Source organism: Croceibacterium salegens (assembly GCF_009827435.1).
In the GTDB taxonomy this organism is placed as follows: Bacteria; Pseudomonadota; Alphaproteobacteria; order Sphingomonadales; family Sphingomonadaceae; genus Croceibacterium_B; species Croceibacterium_B salegens.
Genome location: NZ_WTYM01000041.1, coordinates 1 through 23,268 on the forward strand (window position 1 = coordinate 1; position 23,268 = coordinate 23,268).

Annotated in this window: 23 protein-coding genes; 10 read left to right on the forward strand and 13 right to left on the reverse strand. The window is 66.4% G+C overall.

The window, feature by feature from the left end; translation table 11 throughout:
* The 4 genes from GRI89_RS09865 to GRI89_RS09880 all read right to left on the reverse strand — a co-directional run.
* A partial coding sequence (locus tag GRI89_RS09865) for a hypothetical protein (protein WP_159794681.1) occupies positions 1-965 on the reverse strand: 965 nt, incomplete at its 3' end.
* Between the two features lie 440 nt (positions 966-1,405).
* The gene (locus tag GRI89_RS09870) at positions 1,406-1,597 is read right to left on the reverse strand and encodes a helix-turn-helix transcriptional regulator (protein ID WP_159794683.1); all 192 of its coding nucleotides are present in this window, start codon (positions 1,595-1,597) and stop codon (positions 1,406-1,408) included.
* Positions 1,594-1,983 carry a hypothetical protein gene (locus GRI89_RS09875; RefSeq protein ID WP_159794685.1) on the reverse strand — a complete coding sequence of 130 codons (390 nt, stop codon included), beginning with the start codon at positions 1,981-1,983 and terminating at the stop codon, positions 1,594-1,596. Before GRI89_RS09875 ends, GRI89_RS09870 begins: the two co-directional genes overlap by 4 nt.
* A 200-nt stretch (positions 1,984-2,183) precedes the next feature.
* Entirely contained in the window at positions 2,184-2,348 is a 165-nt protein-coding gene (locus GRI89_RS09880; protein WP_159794686.1) for a hypothetical protein, read from the reverse strand.
* Positions 2,349-2,898: 550 nt separating this feature from the next.
* Here GRI89_RS09880 and thrS point away from each other — a divergent pair.
* Complete coding sequence (thrS, locus tag GRI89_RS09885) at positions 2,899-4,899, forward strand: threonine--tRNA ligase (protein WP_159794688.1); 2,001 nt, start codon at positions 2,899-2,901, stop codon at positions 4,897-4,899.
* A gap of 7 nt (positions 4,900-4,906) precedes the next feature.
* On the opposite strand, the gene GRI89_RS18165 is transcribed toward thrS, so the two are convergent.
* The 4 genes from GRI89_RS18165 to GRI89_RS09900 are packed head-to-tail and all read right to left on the reverse strand — an operon-like array spanning position 4,907 to position 8,825.
* On the reverse strand, positions 4,907-5,029 hold the full coding sequence (locus tag GRI89_RS18165) for a hypothetical protein (RefSeq protein WP_268891748.1): 123 nt from the start codon (positions 5,027-5,029) through the stop codon (positions 4,907-4,909).
* A 57-nt stretch (positions 5,030-5,086) separates the two neighbouring features.
* On the reverse strand, positions 5,087-6,091 hold the full coding sequence (gene galE / locus GRI89_RS09890) for a UDP-glucose 4-epimerase GalE (RefSeq protein WP_159794690.1): 1,005 nt from the start codon (positions 6,089-6,091) through the stop codon (positions 5,087-5,089).
* Positions 6,092-6,139: 48 nt separating this feature from the next.
* Positions 6,140-7,138 (reverse strand): agmatine deiminase family protein, encoded by a 999-nt coding sequence (locus GRI89_RS09895; protein WP_235913122.1) that lies wholly within the window; start codon positions 7,136-7,138, stop codon positions 6,140-6,142.
* Positions 7,139-7,142: 4 nt separating this feature from the next.
* Positions 7,143-8,825 (reverse strand): M28 family metallopeptidase, encoded by a 1,683-nt coding sequence (locus tag GRI89_RS09900; protein WP_159794692.1) that lies wholly within the window; start codon positions 8,823-8,825, stop codon positions 7,143-7,145.
* 88 nt (positions 8,826-8,913) lie between these two features.
* Here GRI89_RS09900 and GRI89_RS09905 point away from each other — a divergent pair, with 88 nt between their 5' ends.
* The 4 genes from GRI89_RS09905 to GRI89_RS09920 all read left to right on the forward strand — a co-directional run bounded on the left by GRI89_RS09905 (position 8,914) and on the right by GRI89_RS09920 (position 13,695).
* Entirely contained in the window at positions 8,914-11,580 is a 2,667-nt protein-coding gene (locus GRI89_RS09905) for a [protein-PII] uridylyltransferase family protein (RefSeq protein ID WP_159794694.1), read from the forward strand.
* On the forward strand, positions 11,577-12,050 hold the full coding sequence (locus tag GRI89_RS09910; RefSeq protein ID WP_159794696.1) for a peroxiredoxin: 474 nt from the start codon (positions 11,577-11,579) through the stop codon (positions 12,048-12,050). The genes GRI89_RS09905 and GRI89_RS09910 overlap by 4 nt, the downstream gene beginning before the upstream one ends.
* Before the next feature lie 11 nt (positions 12,051-12,061).
* Positions 12,062-12,853 (forward strand): ferritin-like domain-containing protein, encoded by a 792-nt coding sequence (locus GRI89_RS09915; protein ID WP_328598194.1) that lies wholly within the window; start codon positions 12,062-12,064, stop codon positions 12,851-12,853.
* 197 nt (positions 12,854-13,050) lie between these two features.
* Positions 13,051-13,695 carry a M23 family metallopeptidase gene (locus GRI89_RS09920; RefSeq protein ID WP_328598195.1) on the forward strand — a complete coding sequence of 215 codons (645 nt, stop codon included), beginning with the start codon at positions 13,051-13,053 and terminating at the stop codon, positions 13,693-13,695.
* A 66-nt stretch (positions 13,696-13,761) separates the two neighbouring features.
* Here GRI89_RS09920 and galU read toward each other — a convergent pair whose 3' ends face one another.
* The gene (gene galU / locus GRI89_RS09925) at positions 13,762-14,631 is read right to left on the reverse strand and encodes a UTP--glucose-1-phosphate uridylyltransferase GalU (protein ID WP_159794700.1); all 870 of its coding nucleotides are present in this window, start codon (positions 14,629-14,631) and stop codon (positions 13,762-13,764) included.
* A 114-nt stretch (positions 14,632-14,745) separates the two neighbouring features.
* On the opposite strand from galU, the gene GRI89_RS09930 reads away from it, so the two are divergent.
* The gene (locus GRI89_RS09930; RefSeq protein WP_159794702.1) at positions 14,746-14,988 is read left to right on the forward strand and encodes a hypothetical protein; all 243 of its coding nucleotides are present in this window, start codon (positions 14,746-14,748) and stop codon (positions 14,986-14,988) included.
* A 1-nt stretch (position 14,989) separates the two neighbouring features.
* Here GRI89_RS09930 and GRI89_RS09935 read toward each other — a convergent pair whose 3' ends face one another.
* From GRI89_RS09935 to GRI89_RS09950, 4 genes are all read right to left on the reverse strand, one after another.
* Positions 14,990-15,226 (reverse strand): ribbon-helix-helix domain-containing protein, encoded by a 237-nt coding sequence (locus tag GRI89_RS09935; protein ID WP_328598196.1) that lies wholly within the window; start codon positions 15,224-15,226, stop codon positions 14,990-14,992.
* Entirely contained in the window at positions 15,223-16,617 is a 1,395-nt protein-coding gene (gene fumC, locus GRI89_RS09940) for a class II fumarate hydratase (RefSeq protein WP_159794704.1), read from the reverse strand. Before fumC ends, GRI89_RS09935 begins: the two co-directional genes overlap by 4 nt.
* An 87-nt stretch (positions 16,618-16,704) precedes the next feature.
* A complete protein-coding gene (gene phbB / locus GRI89_RS09945; RefSeq protein ID WP_159794706.1) occupies positions 16,705-17,427 on the reverse strand; it encodes an acetoacetyl-CoA reductase in 723 nt (240 codons plus the stop codon).
* Between the two features lie 112 nt (positions 17,428-17,539).
* Positions 17,540-18,298 carry a hypothetical protein gene (locus tag GRI89_RS09950; RefSeq protein WP_328598197.1) on the reverse strand — a complete coding sequence of 253 codons (759 nt, stop codon included), beginning with the start codon at positions 18,296-18,298 and terminating at the stop codon, positions 17,540-17,542.
* 346 nt (positions 18,299-18,644) lie between these two features.
* Between GRI89_RS09950 and GRI89_RS09955 the strand changes: the two genes are divergently transcribed.
* Genes GRI89_RS09955 through holA form a run of 4 tightly spaced genes read left to right on the forward strand, consistent with a single transcriptional unit; the run spans position 18,645 to position 23,212 of the window.
* Entirely contained in the window at positions 18,645-19,109 is a 465-nt protein-coding gene (locus tag GRI89_RS09955) for a DUF3576 domain-containing protein (protein ID WP_159794710.1), read from the forward strand.
* Positions 19,110-19,128: 19 nt separating this feature from the next.
* On the forward strand, positions 19,129-21,645 hold the full coding sequence (gene leuS, locus GRI89_RS09960; RefSeq protein ID WP_159794712.1) for a leucine--tRNA ligase: 2,517 nt from the start codon (positions 19,129-19,131) through the stop codon (positions 21,643-21,645).
* The gene (gene lptE, locus GRI89_RS09965; protein WP_328598198.1) at positions 21,642-22,139 is read left to right on the forward strand and encodes an LPS assembly lipoprotein LptE; all 498 of its coding nucleotides are present in this window, start codon (positions 21,642-21,644) and stop codon (positions 22,137-22,139) included. The genes leuS and lptE overlap by 4 nt, the downstream gene beginning before the upstream one ends.
* Positions 22,136-23,212, forward strand: a complete 1,077-nt coding sequence (gene holA, locus GRI89_RS09970; protein WP_159794714.1) for a DNA polymerase III subunit delta — start codon at positions 22,136-22,138, stop codon at positions 23,210-23,212. Before lptE ends, holA begins: the two co-directional genes overlap by 4 nt.
* Positions 23,213-23,268: the final 56 nt, after the last annotated feature.

A 23,268-nucleotide genomic window follows, 5' to 3' on the forward strand; every position in this document is an offset into this window, starting at 1 on the left:
GCTTCTGCCCCATTCGATACAAGCTGAGCGCGCGCTTCCTCATCGGAAGAAATCTCCAACCTACCCTCGTCAGATAGTGGCCCCAAGCCGCGGTCAGTGGCGTGCTTCACCAAATCCGCGTTTCCAGCAGATGCAACAGGCCCGGCAGCCACCCCAGTTGTGTCGATCTCCAAATTGCCCGCAAACCCCGCACTAGGTGGAACAACTTCCTGCTGGGACTGCCGGGAACTCTCCACTTCCAGCCCGGTTACCCCAAAAGAACCTGGAAACTGAGGAGCTTCGCCTACCGAAAAATGGAAGCCGTCGTTAGTGGCCAGCTTTGAGACCGGAAGATTTTTGAGAGCAGGCAGGAAACTCGCTATCAATCGGGCGCCCACCCCCTCAGTGCCCGCCTGACGAGAAGCTGCCTTATTCGATCCGCGGGCATCATAGTGGACTGTTCCACCAACATCAGAATCAGCCTCTAGCGACAATTCCGAAGCAGAGAAATTGAAGGCGGAATATGCATCCACTTCCAAATATGAATCATCAGAAGATTTGAGAATTGGCGCAGGATCGATACTTGCACTTGCGATTCGCTGCGATGCTTCTCCCACCGCGAATTCCGCAACAATTTGGTCGCCTACCTCTGACGGGGAGGGATGTGACAAAGCACCATCTGCAACACCCCCACCATGCGACCTCTTAACCTCGCCTCGCTCAAACGGCGACTTAGATGAAACAACTTCGCTCTTGAGCGGAAAAGTCTCCGCCTCGCCGAGACTTTCACCCCCTGTGGGGCTGGAGCCTGGCAAGTCGTTCAGCGCCGAATTGCGTAAATCAATCGAAGACTCACGCCCGGAAAGCGCCGCGCCAAAAGTTGGCTCGTACGCATCACCGCCATCATCGAAGCCAATGTATTCCGGCTTAACAATGCCCCCTGTCACGACAGCAACCGAGATCGCGCTTAAGGTAATCGCCGCCAAGGATCTCCCATGGATGCCCGCCCGGAGATCAAAACGGCGCAATATTACCTCCATTTTGGCGACCTATTATGAATCAAATCGAAGCTCGCACGTCAACTCGTGCAGTTTACTTAGTTGGGGATTTTAGATGAGTGGCGACGAGCGCATGCACGCATAACCTGAATAGGGACCAAAACTGACCCCTGCATGAACAGAAACCGGTAAGCGGCGGCATGCGTCCTGATTGCGGTAAGTCGAACATCATCGGGCCAAGTACGTTCTCGATCGCACACCAAAGATAGGGCGCGAGGGTTGGTCGGTTACTAGCGATTGGACACGCGAATCTTGCCGTGTACCACACAAGAAGATGCCCCATCCAACGGCACTAATCGGAAAAATACGGACCCAAAAGCTCGACACACAATGATGCTTTTTACCACAATAGATTCTCCGCTAGCTAGTCAATTTTGCAGAAATGCTATTTCTATAGGCGGTCCAAAGACTTTGGTGATGCGGAAGGCGAGAGGAGGCGATGGGGCGTACCTGCCAGTTTCAATCGCATTCACGCTTTGCCGGGAGACTTCGATGCGCAGTGCAAGATCCTGGTGACTCCCGCTGCGCTCGGCAAGGAGCGCCTTGAGGCGGTTGTTCATTCGCCGTCTCCCGCCCTGTCGCGCTGGTTGATCCACGCCTGCCCAAGTCCCATCCCGAGTGCCCAAATCGGCACGGCCAACCAGCCGGGGACGTGCACGACGAGCCCAAAAGGTTTTGAGAAACCCCAGAACGAACCGATCGCCAGGACGAAGCCACGCCCGATCACCGAGGCGAGCATCGCGCGGTAGCGCAGGTAATCGACCTGCTCTTCGGCGAAATAGCGTCCTATCAGGTAGATCATCCAGAGGATCGGCAGGACCGGCAGTAGCGCGACGAGGAATGCCGTGCCCCCTTTGAATTCCATCTGTCGGTCAAGCGTGATCGCTACGCCCAGCCCGAGGATGTAGAGTAGCGAGTTTGCCGCGTTCCCTTTGGCGTAACGCACCACCGCCGGTCAGGAACATTTCGGTCGGCTCCGGGCGATGCCGCGCGATAACGGGATAAGTAGGCCGGCAACGCCGGCGAAGGAAACGTACCCGGCGGTCGAAGCGATCGATTCGGTGAGCTTGAGCGCGGCGACTGCCGCAGAGCCGGCAACGAAGAGGCCGATCCAAAGGACCGGCAGGGCGTTTGCCCGCGAGGTGCTCACACCGTGCTTTTCAGCCGGCACTGCAATGCCCGCAACGTCGTTACGGCGAGGATCGGCAGGACCAGCAGCGTCGCTTTAGCGGCCCCACGGCCCAGGAAGCTGAACTTCGCACCGGCTGCGATGAAGAACATGGTGCCCACCCGGCACAGGGCCCAGGTCATATTGCTCCTAACGGGCGCTCCAGCCGAAAGACCTGGCGGCGGGCGATTGCGAACCCGCTGACCAACACAGAAATGACGCCGGAGTAAGCCAACTCGTCGCCGATCACGCCGAAGCGGTTGAAGAGGGCCAGCGCGAGGACTGTGCCGGCGACTAGGAGGGTAGTTTGTCATGATTCATTGGTCGAGCTCCGTTGATTCAATGTAAAGGGACCCAGACATCGAATCGTTCTTTGTCGAGCGTCATTGACTTCATGATTGGCGAGCTTGTCGCAAATGAAGCGCAATGCTCGAGCTAGTGACATGTTTACGCTTTGGGCCTATATCTACACGCATGGCAAAGAACTCGACCGTGACGACGACTACAGCCACCGGACTCATCCGGGGGCGGTCGGTCACGGCCTGACACGGAGTCGATAGCCGCCCCGGGCCATCACGGTTCGGGCGGCACGGCGTCACTTCCTGAACCTGTTCAACTTGTCAGACGCCCTACTTCCGGTGTGCGCTGCCTTGTGTCATTGGCGTGCCACCCGACGAGTCAAGAGCGAGTGAGATGACGGAACATGTCAATATCAGCCTGCCGGATGGAACGGTGCGCGAGATGCCGGCCGGCTCGACGCCTGCGGACGTCGCCGCGGCGATCGGCCCGGGCCTGACCAAGGCCGCGCTGGCTGCAAGGATCAATGGCGAGATCCGCGACCTCAATCGACCATTCGACGGCGATGCCGAGCTGGCCCTGATCACCGCGCGCGACGAGGCCGATGCGCTTGAGCTGGTGCGCCACGATTACGCCCACGTCCTGGCTGAAGCGGTCCAGACCCTGTGGCCGGGCACGCAGATTACCTTCGGTCCGGCGACCGAGGACGGCTTCTATTACGATGTGAAGGCGCCCGATTCCCGTGCGCCCTTCTCGCTCGACGACCTGCCGATGATCGAGGAGCGGATGCGCGAGATCATCCGCGCCGACAAGCCGCTGCGCCGCGAGGTCTGGAGCCGCCAGCAGCTGATCGACAAGTGGGAAGCCGAGGGCGAGGTGTTCAAGGCCGAATGGGCCCGCGAACTGCCCGAGGACGAGGAACTGACGGTCTACTGGTCGGGTGACGACTGGCTCGACATGTGCCGCGGGCCGCACCTCGCCAGCACCGGCAAGCTCGACCTGCAGGCCTTCAAGCTGATGCGCGTCGCCGGGGCCTACTGGCGCGGCGACCAGAAGAACGCGCAGCTGACGCGCATCTACGGTACCGGCTGGCTCAACAAGAAGCAGCTCGACGAACACCTCCACCGGCTCGAGGAGGCAGCCAAGCGCGACCATCGCAAGATCGGACGCGAGATGGACCTGTTCCACTTGCAGGAAGAGGCGCACGGATCGGTCTTCTGGCACCCCAACGGTTACATCATCTGGCGCGAGCTCGAAGCCTACATGCGCCGCCGGCTCGATGCGGGTGGCTATGTCGAGGTCAAGACGCCGCAGGTGATGGACGCTCGCCAGTGGGAGAAGTCCGGCCACTGGGGCAAGTACCGCGAAAACATGTTCGTCATTCCCGACGAAGTGCCCAACACCGAGGACGAAGGCCCGCTGGTCTCGGACGACGCCGAATGGATGGCGCTCAAGCCGATGAACTGCCCGGCCCACGTGCTGATCTTCAAGCAAGGTATCACGAGCTATCGCGACCTGCCGCTGCGGATGGCCGAATTCGGCTGCTGCCACCGCAACGAACCGCACGGCGCACTGCACGGCATCATGCGCGTTCGCCAGTTCACGCAGGACGACGCGCACATCTTCTGCACCGAGGACCAACTCGTCGACGAGGTGCGGAAGTTCTGCGACCTGCTCGACAGCGTCTACAAGGATCTTGGCTTCGAGGAATACGCGATCAAGCTCGCGCTCCGCCCCGACAAGCGCTTCGGCAGCGACGAGATGTGGGACCAGGCCGAGCAGGAGCTGCGCGACGCGGTCAAGGCCTCGGGCCGGGCCACCGAGGCATTCTGCTGGGAAGAACTGCCGGGTGAAGGCGCATTCTACGCGCCCAAGCTTGAATTCCATCTGACCGACGCGATCGGCCGCACCTGGCAGGTCGGCACGGTTCAGTCGGACCGGGTCATCCCGGCGCGTCTCGAAGCGAGCTATGTCGGCGAAGACGGTGAGAAACACGTCCCGATCATGCTGCACAGGGCGATTCTGGGCACGTTCGAGCGCTTCATCGGCATCCTGATCGAGCACCATGCCGGCCGCCTGCCAGTCTGGCTCGCCCCGGTGCAGGCAGTCGTGGCGACCATCGTCTCCGACGCTGACGACTACGCCACACAGGTCGCGGAGAAGCTCAAGGCCGCGGGCATCCGCGTCGAGAACGACCTTCGCAACGAGAAAATCAACTACAAGGTGCGCGAGCACTCGCTGGCCAAGGTCCCGCATCTTTTCGTCGTCGGCAAACGCGAAGCGGACGAGGGCACCGTGGCTGTGCGCACGCTCGGCGAACAGCACCAGAAGGTGATGTCGCTCGGCGAGGCGGTCGCCATGCTCACAGCGGAAGCGACACCGCCGGACCTGCGTTGAACCTGGGCTAGAAGGGGAAGGCCTGCCCGGCGGCAATCAGCGCCAGGGCACAGCCGGTCACGATCACGACGCGCATCGCGTCCGCCGAGCGGTGAACGAGGCTGCGGGTCAGTGCGACAGCTTTGGCCATGGGCGGATTGTGCTCCGCAATCCCTAACGAAGCGTTAGGAACCCGGCAGCGCCGCCGTCAGTCGCCGCGAATTTCGCGCAGGCGCCGTTCCCAGGCCAGCGCGTGGTTGACGATCTCGTCGAGGTTGTCGTGCTGCGGCCGCCACGGCAGCGTCGCCTTGATGCGCGAGGGGTCGGAAACGAGCGAATCCGGATCGCCCGCGCGGCGCGGGCCCATACGGCGCTCGATCGACTGGCTGGTCACCCGGTCGACCGCGTCGAGCACTTCGAGCACCGAGAACCCGCGGCCGTAGCCGCAGTTCATCGTCAGCGAGGTGTCCGGATTGGCGACGAGGTGTTCGAGCGCCAGAACGTGCGCGGCTGCGAGGTCCGAAACGTGAATATAGTCGCGCACCCCGGTGCCGTCGGGCGTGTCGTAGTCGGTGCCGAAGACTGCAACGTGATCGCGCTTGCCCAGCGCCGCTTCGACCGCGACCTTGATCAGGTGCGTCGCCCCGGCGGTCGACTGCCCGGTGCGCGCTTTCGGATCGGCGCCGGCGACGTTGAAGTAGCGCAGCGCGCAGTAGTTGATCGGGTGCGCCGCGGCGGTGTCCGACAGCATCTGCTCAGTCATCAGCTTCGACCAGCCGTAGGGATTGATCGGCGCCTTGGGCAGGTCTTCGCGAACCGGGCTTTTCTCGGGGATGCCGTAAGTCGCGGCGGTGCTGGAGAAGATGAAATGCTCGAGGCCGTGTGTCACCGCGGCTTCGATCAGCGCCCGGCTCTTCACGGTGTTGTTGCCGTAGTACTTGAGCGGGTTCTCGACCGATTCGGGCACGATGATCGACCCTGCAAAGTGCATGATTGCCTGCGTGCCCTGCTCGGCGAAGATCCTTGCCAGCAGCTCGGCGTCGGCGATGTCGCCTTCGTAGAACGGCACGCCCTCGGGCACGGCGAAGCGGAAGCCGGTGGTCAGGTTGTCGATCACCGCAACAGGCCAGCCGCGGTCGGCGAGGGCGAGAACGGCGTGGCTGCCAATGTAGCCGGCGCCGCCGGTAACGAGGACGGGAGGTTTTTCGCTCATGAAGTGGTCGTTAGCTTCTCGCTCGGCCCTGTCACGTAACAAATATTGTCAGGCCTGCTCCGGGACATGCTGGCTGGCGCAGTGGAAGCTGCCGCCGCCGGACAGCACCGCATCGGCGCGCAGGCCGATCGTCTCCCGGCCGGGAAACAGTGCAGCGATCGCAGCAACGCCATCCTCGTCATGCGCGGTTCCGTAGGTCGGGACGACGACGATTTCATTGCAGATGGTGAAATTCATGAAGCTCGCCGGCTCGGCATCCTCGTCGTCGCCGACGAGGCCGGGCGAAGGGACATCGACGACTTCGACCCCCGCCTCGCGGGCGCGGGCGCGGGCGCGGGCATCGGCATAGACGGCGGCATTGGGATCGTCTGCACCGCTCGCCAGCGGGATCGCCAGCGTGTTGGGCGCCACGAACCGCGCGAGGTTGTCGACATGGCCGTCGGTGTGATCGCCCAGCAACCCGTCGCCGAGCCACAGCACGCGGTCGAAGCCGAGATCGCGGCGCAACCGCGCCTCGATATCCGCGCGCGACAGGCCGGGGTTGCGATTTGGGTTGAGCAGGCATTGTTCAGTTGTGACCACGAGGCCCGTGCCGTCGCTGTCGATCGCGCCGCCTTCGAGGATCCAGTCGCAGAAATCGACATCGAGCCCTGCCGAACGGGCGAGCGATTCGCCGACCTCCTGGTCGCCTTCCATGTCGTCGTACTTGCCACCCCAGCCGTTGAAGCCGAAGCGCCGGGCGAAGCGCCGGCCGCTCTCGTCGAACAGCACGATCGGCCCGGTGTCGCGTAGCCAGATGTCGCCATAGGGATGCCGCTCCAGCGTCACCGCGGCGCTGACGAGCTGCCGGGCACGCGCCTCGTTGGCTTCGTCGTGCACCACCAGCCTCACGTCCTGCCCGGTCGCGGCGACGGTATTGGCATAGGCGGCGATCTGCTCCTGCGCCGGGTCGGTGAATTCCTCCCACAGGTCGGCGCGATGCGGGAATCCGATCCACAGCCAGTCCTGCCGGGCGAACTCGGCGGGCATGGGCAAGGTCGTGGTCATGGTCTCAGCATCCTCCGGGCGCGGCAGCGCATGATTGATCGCGGGCAGTGCGGAATTCGTCGCCCGGCTCCCAGTTGGGCCACTGGCGGCTCGATGCAAGGTCGCGACCGAGCCAGTAGAACAGCTCGAACTGCCGCTCCACCCCGCGCCAGTCCCACGCCGGGTCGTACTCGTCGTCGGGGGCGTGATAGCGGTGCGCACGGTACTCCGCGTTCCATGCCGCACCCGCCTCGCGCCCTCCCTCGACGAGGTCCTGACCCGACTTGATGTTGAACATCGGCACCCCGCGCTTGGCGAAACTGAAATGGTCCGAGCGGTAATAGTATCCGGCCTGCGGCGCGGAATCGGGCGAAGCACTGAGACCGACCTTGGGCAGGTTGCGCGCCAGCACCGTATCGAGCTCGCTCTTGCCGAGGCCGATCACGTCGACGTCCCGCGTCGGGCCGGCCATCGAACCGCCGTCGATGTTGAGCCCGCCGACCGTGTGGTCGAGCGGGTATATCGGGTGCGCGGCATAATATTCCGACCCGAGCAGGCCCTGCTCCTCGGCGGTGACCGAGAGGAACACCATGCTGCGCGCCGCAGCACCGGTTTTTGCCTGCGCCTCGGCCAGCGCGACGAGCGCGGCGCTGCCGAGCGCGTTGTCGATCGCCCCGTTGCAGATGTCGTCGCCGGCCTCGTTCGGCGGGCATTGGCCGAGGTGATCCCAGTGCGCGGTGTGGACGACGTATTCGTCGGGCCGCTCGCGCCCCGGCAGGATGCCAATGACGTTTTTCGAATCGATGTAACGCAGGCTGTTGTCGAAGGCCGTCGAAACCTTGAGACCGAGCGGGACCGGGCGGAAGCCGGCCTGTTCGGCCTGTGCGGCAAGGCTCGCCAAGGTGGTCCCGGCGGCGCTGGCGATAGCCTGTGCCGTGTCATTGGAGATCCAGCCGTTGACCAGCGTCTGGCTCGCGCCTCGATCTTCGCTGCGGTTGCGCGACTGCGGGCCGCTCCACGAGCGTTCGACGACGTTCCAGCCATAGCCCGCCGGGTAATCTTCGTGGACGATGAGCGCAGCCTGCGCGCCTTGCCTCGCGGCTTCCTCGAACTTGTAGGTCCAGCGGCCGTAATAGGTCATGGCCCTGCCGTTGAACGGCCCGGCATTGGTTTCGCTCCGCCAATCGGGGTCGTTGACGAGGATCACCGCGGTCTTCCCGCGCATGTCGATCCCGGCGTAATCGTTCCAGCCCCTCTCGGGCGCGACCACACCATAGCCGACGAAGACCAGTTCGCTGTCGTGCAGCGAGATGTTCTCCTGTTCACGGTAGCTCATGCCGATCCAGTCGCTGCCCGCTGCAAAAAGCATGTCCGCCGCCGGGCCGTAAACGTTGAGCGCACCAAGGTCCTCGGCAGTGATCTTGACCAGCGGCACGTCCTGGTACCATGAGCCGTTGTTGCCCGGCTGAAGGCCCGCGGCGGCGAAGCGCTCGACCATGTAGGCGAGCGTCTTGCCCTCGCCCGGCGTGCCCGTCCCGCGGCCTTCGAATTCGTCGGCCGACAAGGTCCGCGTCACGTCCTTGAGGGTGTCGAGCGAGAGGTGCGGGCCGGTATCGGCACGCTGCCCGAACGGCAGGCCCGCGCATCCCGCCAGCGCGAGCAGCAGCGCGGCGCAGGGCGCGGCGATGATCCTGAAGGGAAGCTCCATCGCGCTCCCTTGGCAAAGCCGCGCGCGGGGAACAAGCGCCGCGAAGCAAGGCTTGCCCTCGCCTCCCCGGCCATGCACTTGGAAGGCGATGACCGAAACGAGCGAAGCCGACTGGACCGGAGCGCTGCAGCGGGCGCGCAGCCACGCGCCGTTCCTCGCTGCCGCGCTCGACCGGCGGGCCGATATTGCCGCGCTGCTGGCCGAAGGACGCGGCGAGGAGGCGCTGGCCGCCGCACCGCAAGAGCACGAGGATGTGGCCGTCGCGCTGCGCCGCGAACGGATCGGGCTGGCGCTGGCGCTGGCCATCGGCGACCTTGCCGGGGCTTTCCCGCTGACCCGCGTGACGGGCGAGCTTTCCGCCTTCGCCGACCGCGCGCTCGATGTCGCGATTGCCGCGGCGATCCGCCACCGCGTACCCGGTGCCGAGCCTGCCGGGTTCACCGCGCTAGCGCTCGGCAAGCACGGCGCACGGGAACTCAACTACAGCTCGGACATCGACCCGATCCTGCTCTACGACCCGGCAAAACTGCCGCGCCGCGAGCGCGACGATCCGGGCGAAGCGGCGCAGCGGGTCGCGCGGCGGCTGATGGAACTGATGACCGAGCAGACCGCCGAGGGCTATGTCTTTCGCGTCGACCTGCGGCTGCGCCCGGCCTCCGAAGTCAGCCCGCTCGCGGTCAGCTTCGATGCCGCCCTGACACATTACGAAAGCTCGGCGCTGGCGTGGGAGCGCGCCGCCTTCATCCGCGCCCGGTCCGCAGCCGGCGACGTTGCCGCCGGCGAGGCCTTCCTGCGCGCGATCCGCCCGTTCGTCTGGCGCCGCAGCCTCGATTTCACCGCGCTGGAAGAAGTGCGCCGCCTGACCGCGCGCATCCGCGACAGCCATTCGGGACCGGCCGAGGCGGGCCCGGGCTTCAACCTCAAGCTAGGTCGCAGCGGGATTCGCGAGATCGAGTTCTTCGCCCAGACCCACCAGCTGATCCACGGCGGCCGCCATCCCGCGCTGCAGGTCCGCGGCACGCGCGCCGCACTCGATGCGCTGGCGGAGGAGGGGATCATCGCTTCTGGCGACGCGATGCTGCTCGGCGACAGCTACGACCGGCTCCGCACGCTCGAACACCGCCTGCAGATGGTCCACGACCGCCAGACGCACGTGCTGCCCGAGAACCCCGAGGCGCTCGACAACGTCGCCCGCCTCGAAGGGCTCGAAGACGGCGCGGCGCTGGTCGCCGAGGTCCGATCGATCGCGCAGGAGGTGGCGCTGCGCTACGACGCGCTGCTCGGCGGGGTCGAGGAGCGCGCGCGTCCGGTCGCACCGCCGGACCAAGGCGTGCTGACGACGATCGAGGAGCGCTTCGACCGCTGGCGCGATACGATGCGCACGCTGCGCGGGCCCGAGGCGCGCGCCGCCTTCGCCGCCTTGCGCCCGACGCTGGCCGAAGCGCTGTCGGCCGCGCCCGAGCCCGAGCGCGCGCTGGCCCGGCTCGAAACGATCATCGAGCGCGTCCCGACGGCGATCAACCTGTTCCGCCTGTTCGAAGCCCGCCCCGGGCTGCTCGATCAGGTGCTCGGCGTGGTGACGCTGGCCCAGGGGCTGGCCGACGAGCTCGGCCGTCACCCCGACCTGCTCGACGCGCTGATCGACGCGACGGCACTCGACCTGCCGGGGCCGGTCGAAAGTCTCGCCGCCGACATGCGCGAACGCGGGGGCGAGGACTACGAGACGCGTCTCGACGCAATCCGCCGGGTCGTCGGAGAGCAGCGCTTCGCGCTCGGCGTGCAGCTGGTCGAAGCGCGCCACGATCCGCTCGAAATCGCCGCCGGGCTGGCCCGGCTCGCCGAAGCGGCGCTCGAAGTCGGGGCGAGCGCGGCGGAAGAGGAATTCGCCCGCGTGCACGGCCGGATCGAGGGCAGCGACCTCGTCGTCCTCGGCCTCGGCCGGCTCGGCGGCGGGGCGCTGACGCATGCCTCGGACCTCGACCTCGTCTACCTGTTCAGCGGCGAGTACGGGGCCGAGTCCGATGGCCGGCGGCCGCTGTCGTCGTCGCACTACTACAATCGCCTGTGCCAGCGGGTGACCGCGGCGCTCAGCGTACCGACGGCGGCCGGGGCGCTCTACGAGATCGACACGCGGCTGCGGCCGCAGGGCGCGCAGGGGCCCATTGCGGTGAGCTTGGAGAGCTTCGAACTTTACCAGCGCAACGATGCCTGGACATGGGAGCACATGGCGCTGACCCGCGCCCGTCCGGTCTACGGCCCGCCCGAAGCGCGCGCCGAACTGCAGAGGATCGTCGACAAGACATTGCGGCAGGAACGCGACCTGGTGCAGCTGCGAACCGACGTGCTCAAGATGCGCGGCGAGATGGCGGCCGCGAAGCCGCCCGCCGGGCCGCTCGACGCCAAGCTGCTGCGCGGCGGGCTGGTCGACTGCGAATTCATCGTGCACTTCCTTCAATTGCGCGAGCGAACCGGCTTCTCGCCCGACCTCGGCACCGCGATCGATGCGTTGGCTGGGGCGGGCTACCTGCCTGACGGGTTCCGCGCCGACTTCGACCTGATGAGCCGATTGCTGGTCGCCGCCCGACTGCTCGCGCCCGATGCGCAGCAGCCGCCCAAGGCCGCGGCGCGAGCGCTGGCCACCGCCTGCCGGGTCGACGACTACCAATCGCTCTTGCATCGCCTGCGCGAAGCGCGCCAAGGCGTTGCCGAAACCTGGGCCGAGACATTCAGCGAAACCCTGGAGGATCTGACATGAGCGATCGCCCCGACGTTGGCGACACCGTTCCCGACATCGCCCTCGAAACGCCCGACGGAGGCAGCGTGAAGGCGTCCGACTTCGCGGGTCGCAAGCTGGTGCTGTTCTTTTACCCCAAGGACGACACCCCCGGCTGCACGACCGAGAACAAGGACTTCGGCGCGCTGGCCGGCGAGTTCGAAAAGGCCGGGACCGCGCTGCTCGGGGTCAGCAAGGACCCGCCGAAGAGACACGTGAAGTTCGCCGGGAAGTACGGCCTCGTCGCCCCGCTCGCCTCCGATGCGGAAAGCGGTGGCCTGTCCGATGCGCTCGGCATCTGGGTCGAGAAGAGCATGTACGGGCGCACATACATGGGCATGGAGCGCACCACCTACCTCGTCGGCGCCGACGGCAGGATCGCGCAGGTCTGGCGCAAGGTGAAGGTCAAGGGCCACGCCGAGGAAGTGCTGGAGGCGGCCCGGGCGTTGTGAGCACTCGCGTTGTGAGTACTTCCCTTGCCGGCGCGATCCGCGGCGCGCTGCTGACCGGCGAGGCGCGCGAGAAGGTCATGGCCGCGCGGCGCGTGGCGCGCGACTGGAGGCTCGGGCGGCTGGCGTTCGAGTTCGACGTGGCGATGCCCGACCAGCCGGCCTGGCCCGCCGGGCTCGAACTGTTGCCGCCTTCGCAGATGCCCAAGCGCGGCAAGGGGGGATCGGAGAGGAACCGCGTTGCCCTGTGGCATTCGATAGCGCATATCGAGTTCGTCGCCATCGACCTCGCGCTCGACATGGCGGGGCGCTTCGGGGCCGAGATGGGCCCCGAGTTCACCGGCGATTTTCTCAAGGTTGCTGCGGATGAAGCGCTTCATTTCGCCCTGATCGAGCGCAAGCTGCACTCGTTAGGCTCCTGTTACGGCGCTTTGCCGGCGCATTCCGGACTGTGGCAGGCCGCGCACGACACCCGCGACGATGTCGCCGCGCGACTGGCCGTGGTGCCCATGGTACTCGAGGCGCGGGGGCTCGACGTGACTCCTGCGATGCTCGGGAAGGTCCGGCAGGCGGGCGACGAATCCGGCGCGCGAATCCTCGAACGAATCCTTGACGACGAGATTCGCCACGTCGGCATCGGCGCAAAGCACTTCCGCGAGGCGAGCCGCAGGCGCGACGAATTGCCGCGGGAATTGTGGCAAAATCTCGTGAAATTGCATTTCCGGGGCGTCCTGAAGCCGCCATTCAACGACTCGGCGCGTCTCGCAGGCGGTTTACCGCGCGATTGGTACGGCGGCATTGCCTAGTTAACCTTTTCCCGGTCAACTTCGAACCAACGAGACGGCGGGGGGTTCCGTGCATCTCGAAAATATTACCGGGCAAAGTCCGGTCGGGGTGGTCTGGGGCACGAGCCCCAGGCGGGAAACGCAAATTGGACGGGAATACAGGTCGCATGCATTTTAACCGAGCAATCCGCTCTATTGCCGCAATCGCCGCTTCCGCGGTGGCGATCGCTGCAAGCCCGGCGGCAGCCAACGAAACGGCCGCCGCCACCCAGATGACCGGCGCCCTCAAGGGCAGCGCCTCGACCGAGGCTCTCGGCAACGGCGACAAGGAATTCACCCAACTCTTCGCAGGCTGGAAAGAGACCGAACGTGGTTCGGGCTCGCTCGCAGCCCCGCGCCAGGCCGTCGCCGTGCCCTCGCGCATGCCGGTCGATACCGCCCGCATGTCGAGCGGTTTCGGGATGCGCACGCACCCGGTCCTCGGCGGTCGCCGCCAGCACAAGGGCATCGACCTCGCTGCGCCGACCGGCACTCCGGTTTACGCCACGGCCGACGGCTACGTCGCCCGTGCCGATCGCTTCGGCACCTACGGCAATTACATCCAGATCGAGCACGGCGGCGAAATGGAAACCCGCTTCGGCCATCTCTCGGCCTTCAACGTGACGGCCGGCCAGACGGTCCACAAGGGCGACCTGATCGGCTTCGTCGGCTCCACCGGCCGTTCTACCGGCCCGCACCTGCACTACGAAGTGCGCGTCGGCGGCGAAGCGGTCGATCCGCGCCCCTACATGATCACCGCCGACATGGCGCTGTCGCAGGTCGAAGGCGGCCAGGGCGGCGGCGACGACGCGGGCGACGAATAAGTTCCTGTTGCCTGGAGGGCACGCGAAGGGGCGGCAGGTCGATCCTGCCGCCCTTTTCGTTTGTGCCTAGCCGAGCAGGCGCGTCGCCATGGCGCGCACTTCGTCGGCCATGTCCTCGCGCTCCAGCGCCAGCGTCAGTGTCGCCTCGACGAAGCCGATCTTGCTGCCGCAGTCGAAGCGCCGCCCAGCGAACGTGACGGCGTGGAACGGCTGGTTGCCGATCATCCTGGCCATCGCGTCGGTCAGCTGGATTTCACCCCCGGCGCCCTTTTCCTGGCCTTCGAGCGTCCGCATGACCTCGGGCTGGAGGATGTAGCGCCCGGAAATGATCTTGTTCGACGGCGCCTCGGCGAACGGCGGCTTTTCGACCAGCCCCTTGACCTCGGTCAGCGCCCCGCTGCTTTCGCCCGGGTCGATCACGCCGTAGCTGGAAACTTCCTCCATCGGCACCTCGAGCACGCTGATGAGGTTGCCGCCGACGTCGTTGTAGGCTTCGACCATCTGCTTCATGCAACCTGGCGAGCCGATCATCAGTTCGTCGGGCAGCATGACCGCGAAGGGCTCGTCGCCGACGATCGCGCGGGCGCACCAGATCGCGTGGCCAAGGCCCATCGGCACCTGCTGGCGCACGGTGATGATTTCGCCCGGCGTGAAGCGGGTCGGATCGAGCACCGAGAGGTCCTTGCCGCGCCCGCTCATCGTCGTCTCGAGCTCGTAGGCCATGTCGAAATGCTCGACGATGGCGGTCTTGCCGCGCCCGGTGACGAAGATCATCTGCTCGATCCCCGCCTCGCGCGCCTCGTCCACTGCGTACTGGATCAGCGGCCGGTCGACGATCGGCAGCAGTTCCTTGGGAATGGCCTTGGTGGCGGGGAGAAATCGCGTGCCGAGACCGGCGACGGGAAAGACGGCTTTCTTGATGGGCATTCGATCCATGGCCCACCTTCTGCTGCGCTGCACACAACCCGTCAACCGGGGAAGCGAGCGCCGGCGCGATAGTCCGGACCCATGGGGCGACAAGAGCGTTGCAAGGCGGAAAGGAGACCGCACATGGCACTACTCAAGCTCGCGACCCTCGGGGCGCTCGGATACATCGGATACAGGTTCTTGGAGAAGCGTCGCGAGGAAGATCACGCCGCGTTCGCCACAGGGCAGGGCGGCGATTCCAACTTCGCCAAGGTCCGCGATGCGGGACCGGCGGCGATGGCCGATCCGCCCCTGCGCTCGTGGGACAAGCAGGATCAGGCGAGCGACGAAAGCTTCCCGGCTTCCGACCCGCCGGCGACCTATTGATTCAACGGCAGGCGCGCGCCGCCAGCCAAAGCCGCACCGCCCCGGCCAGCCCCGGGGCGGTTGCGGCCTCGATCCGCTCGGCGTCGATCCGCGCGACGAGCGCGTTGAGCGGCACGCCTTCTGCCTCGGCCGCATCGCGCAGCAGGTCCCAGAACAGCGGTTCGAGGCTGATCGAGGTCTTGTGTCCCGCGATCTCGACCGAGCGTTTGACCGGCGGGTGGTAGAACTCGCCGCTCACCGGTCGGGGCCGAGCATCGCCGCCGGATCGACGATCCGGTCGTAGTCCTCGCCGCTCACCGCGCCGCTGGCGATCGCCGCCTCGCGCAGCGTGACGCCGCGAGCATGGGCGTCCTTGGCGATGGCCGCGGCCTTGTCGTAGCCGATCGTCGGGGCTAGCGCGGTCACCAGCATGAGCGAGCGTTCGACCCCGCGTTGCAGCTCGTCCTCGCGCGGCTCGAGTCCGGCCAGCAGGTGTTCGGTGAAGCTGTCGACCGCATCGGCCAGCAGCCCGGCCGACTGCAGGAAGGTATAGGCCAGCACCGGGCGGTAGGTGTTGAGCTCGAACTGGCCCTGGCTGGCGGCGAACTGCATCGTCCCCTGGTTGCCGAACACCCGGGCGCAGACCTGCGTCAGCGCCTCTACCTGGGTCGGGTTGACCTTGCCGGGCATGATCGACGAGCCCGGCTCGTTGGCCGGGAGCGCCAGCTCCCCGAGACCGGCGCGCGGCCCCGAACCGAGCAGGCGGATGTCGCTGCCGATCTTGTTGAGCGAAGCAGCGACGGTCGCCAGCGCGCCATGGACGAAGAGCAGGGCGTCGGAAGCCGCCAGCGCCTCGAACTTGTTCGGCGCCGATACGAACGGCAGCCCGGTCGCCTCGGCGATCTCGCGCGCCACGCCCTCGGCGAAGCCCGGCGGGGCGTTGAGCCCGGTCCCGACCGCTGTGCCGCCCTGCGCCAGTTCGTAGAGCCCGGGCAGCGCCGCCTCGATTCGGCCGATCCCCGCCTCGACCTGCCGGGCGTATCCGGAGAATTCCTGTCCCAGCGTCAGCGGCACGGCGTCCTGCGTGTGCGTGCGGCCGATCTTGACCAGCCCGTCCCACGCCGCCGCCTTGGCGGCGAGGTCGGAGTGCATCGCCCGGAGCGCCGGGACCAGCCGCTCGTGCAGCGCACGCACCGCGGCGATGTGCATCGCGGTCGGGAACGTGTCGTTCGACGACTGGCTCATGTTGACGTGGTCGTTGGGGTGAACCGGGCTCTTCGCCCCGAGTTCGCCGCCGAGCAAGAGGTTGGCGCGATTGGCGATGACCTCGTTGGCGTTCATGTTCGACTGCGTGCCCGAGCCGGTCTGCCACACGACCAGCGGGAATTCCTCGTCGAGCGCGCCCGAAGCGACCTCGCCCGCCGCCTGCCCGATCGCATCGGCGAGCCGCGCGTCGAGCAGCCCGAGCGCGAGGTTGGTCCGCGCCGCCGCGCCCTTGATCACGCCGAGCGCGTGGATCACCGCGAGCGGCATGCGCTCCCCGCCGATACGGAAATTGTCCTTCGAACGCTGGGTCTGTGCGCCCCACAACCGGTCGGCCGGGACGGTGACCTCGCCCATTGTATCGCTCTCGATCCGGGTCTCGCTCATGGCCGCAACCTAGCGGAAACTCGTTGCGATGCCACGCGTCACTGCCGACCGTGTGCAACCGGCAGCCCGGCCTCGGCCGGATGCCGGTCAATACATGTGCTGGCCGCCGTTGATGCTCATCGTCGAGCCGGTGACGAAGCCGCCTTCGTCGGAGGTCAGGAAGGCCACCCCGCGCGCGATTTCGTCGGCATGGCCGAGGCGGCCGACCGGGATGCGCGCGACGATCTTTTCGAGCACGTTCTCAGGCACCGCCGCGACCATGTCGGTATCGATGTAGCCCGGGGCGATGGCGTTGACGGTGATCCCGTAGCGCGCGCCTTCCTGGGCCAGCGCCTTGGTGAAGCCGTGGATGCCGCTCTTGGCCGCGGCGTAGTTGACCTGGCCGTATTGCCCGGCCTGGCCGTTGATCGAACCGATGTTGACGAACCGGCCCCAGCCGCTGTTCTTCATCCCGGCGAAGGTCGCCTTGGCCATGTTGAAGCACCCGCCGAGATTGATCCTCAGCACGTCGGTCCAATCCTCGTAGCTCATCTTCAGCAGCGTGCCGTCGCGGGTGATGCCGGCATTGTTGACCACGATGTCGATCGGGCCGACTTCGGCCTCGACACGGGCGCAACCTTCGATGCAGGCCTCATGGTCGCCGACGTTCCACTTGTAGGACTTGATGCCGGTCGCGTCGCTGAAGGCGCGGGCCTTCTCCTCGTTGCCGGCATAGTTGGCGACGACGGTGCGTCCCTGCGCCTGCAACGCTTCGCAAATGGCCCTGCCGATACCTCGGGTGCCCCCGGTAACGATCGCAACGCGTGACATGCAGTCTCCCTTCCTCAGGCTTTCCCGCTCCCGACCGCAGGCTTAGCGGGCACGGCCTTGCAGGCAAAGAAAAACCCCGCCGAAGCGGGGTCCGGCGGCCACGAAATGCGGATCAGAATTTGAACTGGGTGCCGACGTATACCGCCTGGCTGTCGGTCTGCTTGGCGTCGGCCAGCGGAGCGAGGCTGTTGCGGTCCTGTTCGTAGCGCACGCCGGCGGTAACATCGAGGTTGCGCGTCAGGCGATAGCTGCCGCCGACAGCGACCGACTGCGCGCCGATCGAATCGCGGGTCAGTGGGAGGCTGCCGGTCTTTTCTTCCGCCTCGAGCGCGATACGCGGCTCGAAGCGGCTCTCATCCGGCCTTGCGCCCGGGCTCGGCCGGAAGGTGGCGAGATCGGGGATCGATTCGGCGGAAAGCTTCTTGTCGATCACCGAGGGCTGCGCGAAGCTCTGGTAGCCGCGCGAAATGCCGAGGTTGTAACGTGTCGGGGCGATACGGACGGCGGGCGCGCTGGCCAACTGGTCCTTCGCCGAATCGATTGCCGAGCGAACCTGGATGGCGTGGGCCGCATCCTCGTCGATCCGCACCGCCACGGTCACCGAGCGATTCGGCCGTTCGGCAAGGCCGGCGGGAGTGAAGCGCAGCAGGCGCGCGGCGGAGCCGTTTGCGCCGACCAGCCTGGCAACGCGCGGATCGACCGAGGCTGGCGTGAAGGGGAGATTCGCAGAAGCCGACCGGCCCGACTTGCCGCCGAGAGAATCGAGCGCCCAGCCCGCGGTCGGAATGCCGGCAAGCACGAGCGAGGCAAGCGCAACGGTCGCGGCAATGCCGCCCGTCCTGCCGCTTGAACGCTTGTTGCCCACCTTCACCCTGTACCTCCTCGACATATGGTCTTTGCGCCTATCACACACCCGGCCCTTAACGGTTCCTGACCGGGTATGAAATCGTGCGACTCCGCCCTCTTTCACCGGACGATAGGCGCAAGCGCCCCAATTTCCATGCCTTTCAGGTCGGGTGCTTCCAGTTTTCTCAAACTGTTGCAACACGTCCACAGGTGCATATGGATACCGGGAGCGCCGGGTTAAGCACGGGTTCAGCGCCCGGGGATGCATTGGCGCTTCCACATCGCGGGGATGCAGCGGCTTGCCGCCCACCGCGGTGCGGCTATAGAGGCGCTCACGGGCGAACCGCCCGCAAAGACAGACAGGACCGTTCATGGCACTTCCGAATATCCGCCCCGTTGCCCGCCGCTTGCAGCCCGCCCGCCTCGTGCTGGTCGCCGGGCTCGGCCTTGCGCTGGCCGCGTGCGGACACCGGCAGGACGATGTAGCGACCGACGTCGCATCGGCTTCGATCACCTCGATCGGCGTCAACTCCTACCTGTGGCGCGCCAGCCTCGAAACGCTCAGCTTCATGCCGCTGACCCAGGCCGACAGCGCCGGCGGCGTGATCGTCACCGACTGGTATTCGAACCCGCAGAACCCGGGCGAGCGGGTCAAGGTCTCGGTCTCGATCCTCGACCAGGACCTGCGCGCCGATGCCCTGCGCGTCGCCGCCAGCCGCGAGGTCAACCGCGGCGGGCAGTGGGTCGCCGCCCCGGTCCAGGCCGCGACGGTGCAGAAGCTCGAGGACATCATCCTCACCAAGGCGCGCGATCTCAGGCGTTCCGACGTCGGCTAAAACCGCCTAGGGGGTTTTCATGACCGACCAACGTTTCGATCCGTCGCGGGCCGACGGACACTGGCAGCACGCCTGGGAAGACCGGCAAGTCTTCGTCGCCGACGACGCGAGCGAACGCCCGCGTTGCTACGTGCTGGAGATGTTTCCCTACCCCTCGGGGCGGATCCACATCGGCCACGTGCGCAACTACACCATGGGCGACGTGCTGGCCCGCTACAAGCGGCTGACCGGGCACGAGGTGCTGCACCCGATGGGCTGGGACGCCTTCGGCATGCCGGCGGAAAACGCCGCGATCGAAAAGGGCGTCCATCCCGGCGAATGGACCCGCAGCAACATCGCCAACATGAAAGCGCAGCTCAAGCGCCTCGGCATGGCCTTCGACTGGAGCCGCGAGCTGGCGACCTGCGATCCCGAATACTACGGGCACGAGCAGGCGATGTTCATCGACTTCTACGAAGCGGGCCTGGTCTACCGCAAGGAATCGGCGGTCAACTGGGACCCGGTCGACCAGACCGTGCTGGCCAACGAACAGGTCATCGACGGCAAGGGCTGGCGCAGCGGTGCGCCGGTCGAGAAGCGCAAGCTGAGCCAGTGGTTCCTCAAGATCACCGACTTCGCGCAGGAGCTGCTCGACGGGCTCGGGACGCTCGACAAGTGGCCCGAGAAGGTCCGCGTGATGCAGGAGAACTGGATCGGCAAGAGCACCGGCCTTCAGTTCTCGTTCGCCCTGTCGAACGGCGAAAGCCTGGAAGTCTACACCACCCGGCCCGACACGATCTTCGGCTCGAGCTTCGTCGCCGTCGCGCCCGACCATCCGGTCGCGCAGGCCGTCGCGGCGAGCAACTGCGATGCCGCCAAGTTCATCGAGCAGTGCAAGAAGGGCGGGACCACCGCGGCCGAGCTGGAGACGGCCGAAAAGCTCGGTTTCGACACCGGCATCGGCGCGAAGCACCCTTTCACCGGCGAATACCTGCCGGTCTACATCGCCAACTTCGTGCTGATGGAATACGGCACCGGGGCGATCATGGCGGTGCCGGGGCACGACCAGCGCGACTTCGATTTCGCCACCAAGTACGGCCTGCCGATCGTCCGCGTCGTCGCCCCCGACGCAGCCGCCGCCGATGCCCCGCTGAGCGAGGCAGAGGCCGGCGACGGTGTGCTGGTCAACTCGGGTTTCCTCGACGGAATGGATGTCGCCAGCGCCAAGCAGGCGGTTATCGACCGCGCGGTCGGCGAAGGCTGGGGCGAAGGCAGGACCGTGTGGCGCCTGCGCGACTGGGGCGTCAGCCGCCAGCGTTACTGGGGTGCGCCGATCCCGTTCATCCACTGCGACGCCTGCGGCGTCGTGCCGGTACCCAAGGACCAGCTGCCGGTGGTGCTGCCCGAGGACGTCGACATCTCGATTCCCGGCAACCCGCTGGTGCGCCACCCGACGTGGAAGCACGTCGACTGCCCGAAGTGCGGTGCGGCGGCGGTGCGCGAAACCGACACGCTCGATACCTTCGTCGATTCCTCGTGGTATTTCCTGCGCTTCGCCAGCCAGCCCACGGACCGCCCGTTCGATCCGGAGGTGGTGAAGAAATGGATGCCGGTCGACCAGTACATCGGCGGCATCGAGCACGCGATCCTGCACCTGCTCTACGCCCGCTTCTGGACTCGCGCGCTGGCCCGTATCCACCAGCTCGACGTCAAGGAGCCCTTCGCCAGCCTGTTCACGCAAGGGATGGTGACGCACGAGACTTATTCGCGCCGTGAGGGGGACCGCGAGGTGTTCTTCAGCCCCGACGAGGTCGACCGCTCGGGCGGGGGCGCGGTGCTGGTGGCGGACGGCGCCAAGGTCGACATCGGCCCGGTCATCAAGATGTCGAAGTCCAAGAAGAACACTGTCGATCCGGACTCGATCATCGAACGCTACGGCGCCGATTCGGTGCGCTGGTTCATGCTGAGCGACAGCCCGCCGGAACGCGACCTGCCGTGGTCCGCCGCGGGCATCGAAGGCTGCTGGCGCTTCGTCCAGCGGCTGTGGCGGCTGTTCGGACAATACGACGCGAGTGTTCAGGGCACCGATCAAGCGCTTGATCGACAGGTCCACAAGACCATCGCCGCCGTGGGCGAGGATATCGAGGCGCTCTCTTTCAACAAGGCCGTGGCGCGGATTTACGGACTGACCAGCGCGGCGGAAAAGGCCGCGCCGTCGGCCACCCGCAGCGAAGCGATCCGTACCATCCTCCTGCTCGTCTCACCGATGATGCCGCACCTCGCCGAGGAGGCCTGGGCTGCGATGGGGCAGGACGGGCTCATCGCCGATGCCGCCTGGCCCAAGGCCGACCCGGCCCTGCTGGTCGACGAAGAAGTGACCATCGCGGTGCAGGTAAAGGGCAAGCTGCGCGATACTCTTACGGTCGCCAAGGGCTTGCCCAACGCCGATCTCGAAGCCCTTGCGTTGGCCAGCGAGAAGGTCCAGCGTTCGCTCGATGGAGCCGAAGTGCGCAAGGTGATCGTGGTGCCCGACAGGCTGGTGAATATCGTCGCGTGAGGGCGCTGGCCTTCCTCGTCGCGGGTTCGCTCGCGCTCTCCGGCTGCGGCCTTTCGCCGATGTATGCCGGGGGCGGAGCGGGCCCCGTGGCGAGCGGGCTGTCGAGCGTCGAGGTCGCCCCGATCGAAGGCAAGGCCGGCTGGCTGGTGCGCAACGCACTCAACGACCGGCTCGGGCAGACCGGTTCGACATCGCAAAACCCGCGCTACCGCCTCGACGTATTGCTCGACGACAAGCTCGAAGGGCTCGGCCTGCTGACCGACGATTCGGTCGGCCGTGAGCGGCGGACGTTGCGCGCCCGCTACCAGCTGGTCGACATCGCCAGCGACGAGGTCCTGCTCGATGCGACCGCCGGGTCCGACGCCGGTATCGACGTCGTGTCGAGCGAATATGCCACGATCGCCGCCGAGGAAACCGCGCTCGAGAACCTGTCGAAGGAAGTCGCCGACCGGATCGTCGCGCGCCTCGCGCTGACGCTCCGCAACAGCTCATGAAGGCGACGCAGCGCGACTTCCGCCAGCACGCCCCGCGCGCTGCTCGCGACGCCCGCGTGTTCTTCTTCTGCGGTCCTGACGAATCCGGCGCCAGCGCCGCCGCCGAAGCTCTCGTCGAGCTGTTCGCCGAACCGGGCGAGCGGGTCGAGCTCTCGGGAGGTGACCTGCGCTCCGACCCGGTCCTGCTGGCCGACGAGGCGCGCTCGACCTCGCTGTTCGGCGGCGCCCGGCACATCTGGGTGCGCGCCAGCGGGGACGAGGCGCACGATGCGGTCAAGAACCTGCTCGACACTTACGATGCCGGCGAAGGCGACGGCGCCTGTCCGGTGGTCGTCGTCGCAACCTCGGCGAGCGACAAGGCGCGCACCGCCAAACTGCTCGAAAAGCGCGGCGATGGGTTCGTCGGCATGTTCTACCCGCCCGACCTGCGCTCGGTGGCACACGAGGTCCGGCGCATGGCGGGCGCGCTCGGCCTCAAGATGGCCGACGACCTGAGCGAACGGATCGCCGCCGCGGCCGGCCTCGACCAGCGTCTCGCCCGCTCGGAAATCGAGAAGCTCGCGCTCTACTGCGACGCCTCGCCGCAGAGCCCGCATACCCTTACCGCCGCCGACCTCGATGCGGTCGGCGCGAGCACCGAGGAAGACGGCTTCATGCCGCTGGTCAACGCCGTGCTTTCCGGCACCGGGCCGGAGCTGGCGGGCGAGTTCCGCCGCCTGCGCGAGGTTTCGCTCAACCCGGTCGGCCTGCTGCTCGCCTTCGAACGGCGCGCGGCGCAACTCGCCCAGCTCGCCGCCCGGCTCGGCCCGCGTGGCAACGTCAACAACTTCATCGAAAGCGAACGTGCCGCGCGCCGGGTGTTTTTCGGCGATGCCCAGGACCTCAAGGTCCAGCTCTCGCTCTGGCGCGGGCAAAAACTCGATCGGCTCTTGCGGCGGTTGGCCGAAACACATCGCCAGCTCCTCAGCAACAGCCAAGCTGCCGACGTGCTGTTGGCTCAGGAACTCACTCAAATAGCCCGCCACGCGCTTGACGCGAAGCGATTGAAGCAACTTCCTAAATTCAAGCATTAGAATTAATGCTCTGCGCACAACCGCCATCCGCGCACAGAGGACGATCTTCTGCAACC

Bases quoted from the DNA above. Each gene is read 5' to 3' on its own strand.
- leuS (WP_159794712.1), top strand. From the start codon at position 19,129: ATGACCGACCAACGTTTCGATCCGTCGCGGGCCGACGGACACTGGCAG.
- GRI89_RS09930 (WP_159794702.1), top strand. From the start codon at position 14,746: ATGGCACTACTCAAGCTCGCGACCCTCGGGGCGCTCGGATACATCGGA.
- GRI89_RS09895 (WP_235913122.1), bottom strand. From the start codon at position 7,138: ATGACCACGACCTTGCCCATGCCCGCCGAGTTCGCCCGGCAGGACTGG.
- galU (WP_159794700.1), bottom strand. From the start codon at position 14,631: ATGGATCGAATGCCCATCAAGAAAGCCGTCTTTCCCGTCGCCGGTCTC.
- GRI89_RS18165 (WP_268891748.1), bottom strand. From the start codon at position 5,029: ATGGCCAAAGCTGTCGCACTGACCCGCAGCCTCGTTCACCGCTCGGCG.
- galE (WP_159794690.1), bottom strand. From the start codon at position 6,091: ATGAGCGAAAAACCTCCCGTCCTCGTTACCGGCGGCGCCGGCTACATT.
- thrS (WP_159794688.1), top strand. From the start codon at position 2,899: ATGACGGAACATGTCAATATCAGCCTGCCGGATGGAACGGTGCGCGAG.
- GRI89_RS09905 (WP_159794694.1), top strand. From the start codon at position 8,914: ATGACCGAAACGAGCGAAGCCGACTGGACCGGAGCGCTGCAGCGGGCG.
- fumC (WP_159794704.1), bottom strand. From the start codon at position 16,617: ATGAGCGAGACCCGGATCGAGAGCGATACAATGGGCGAGGTCACCGTC.
- GRI89_RS09955 (WP_159794710.1), top strand. From the start codon at position 18,645: ATGGCACTTCCGAATATCCGCCCCGTTGCCCGCCGCTTGCAGCCCGCC.
- phbB (WP_159794706.1), bottom strand. From the start codon at position 17,427: ATGTCACGCGTTGCGATCGTTACCGGGGGCACCCGAGGTATCGGCAGG.
- GRI89_RS09870 (WP_159794683.1), bottom strand. From the start codon at position 1,597: ATGAACAACCGCCTCAAGGCGCTCCTTGCCGAGCGCAGCGGGAGTCAC.
- GRI89_RS09910 (WP_159794696.1), top strand. From the start codon at position 11,577: ATGAGCGATCGCCCCGACGTTGGCGACACCGTTCCCGACATCGCCCTC.
- holA (WP_159794714.1), top strand. From the start codon at position 22,136: ATGAAGGCGACGCAGCGCGACTTCCGCCAGCACGCCCCGCGCGCTGCT.
- GRI89_RS09880 (WP_159794686.1), bottom strand. From the start codon at position 2,348: ATGACCTGGGCCCTGTGCCGGGTGGGCACCATGTTCTTCATCGCAGCC.
- GRI89_RS09900 (WP_159794692.1), bottom strand. From the start codon at position 8,825: ATGGAGCTTCCCTTCAGGATCATCGCCGCGCCCTGCGCCGCGCTGCTG.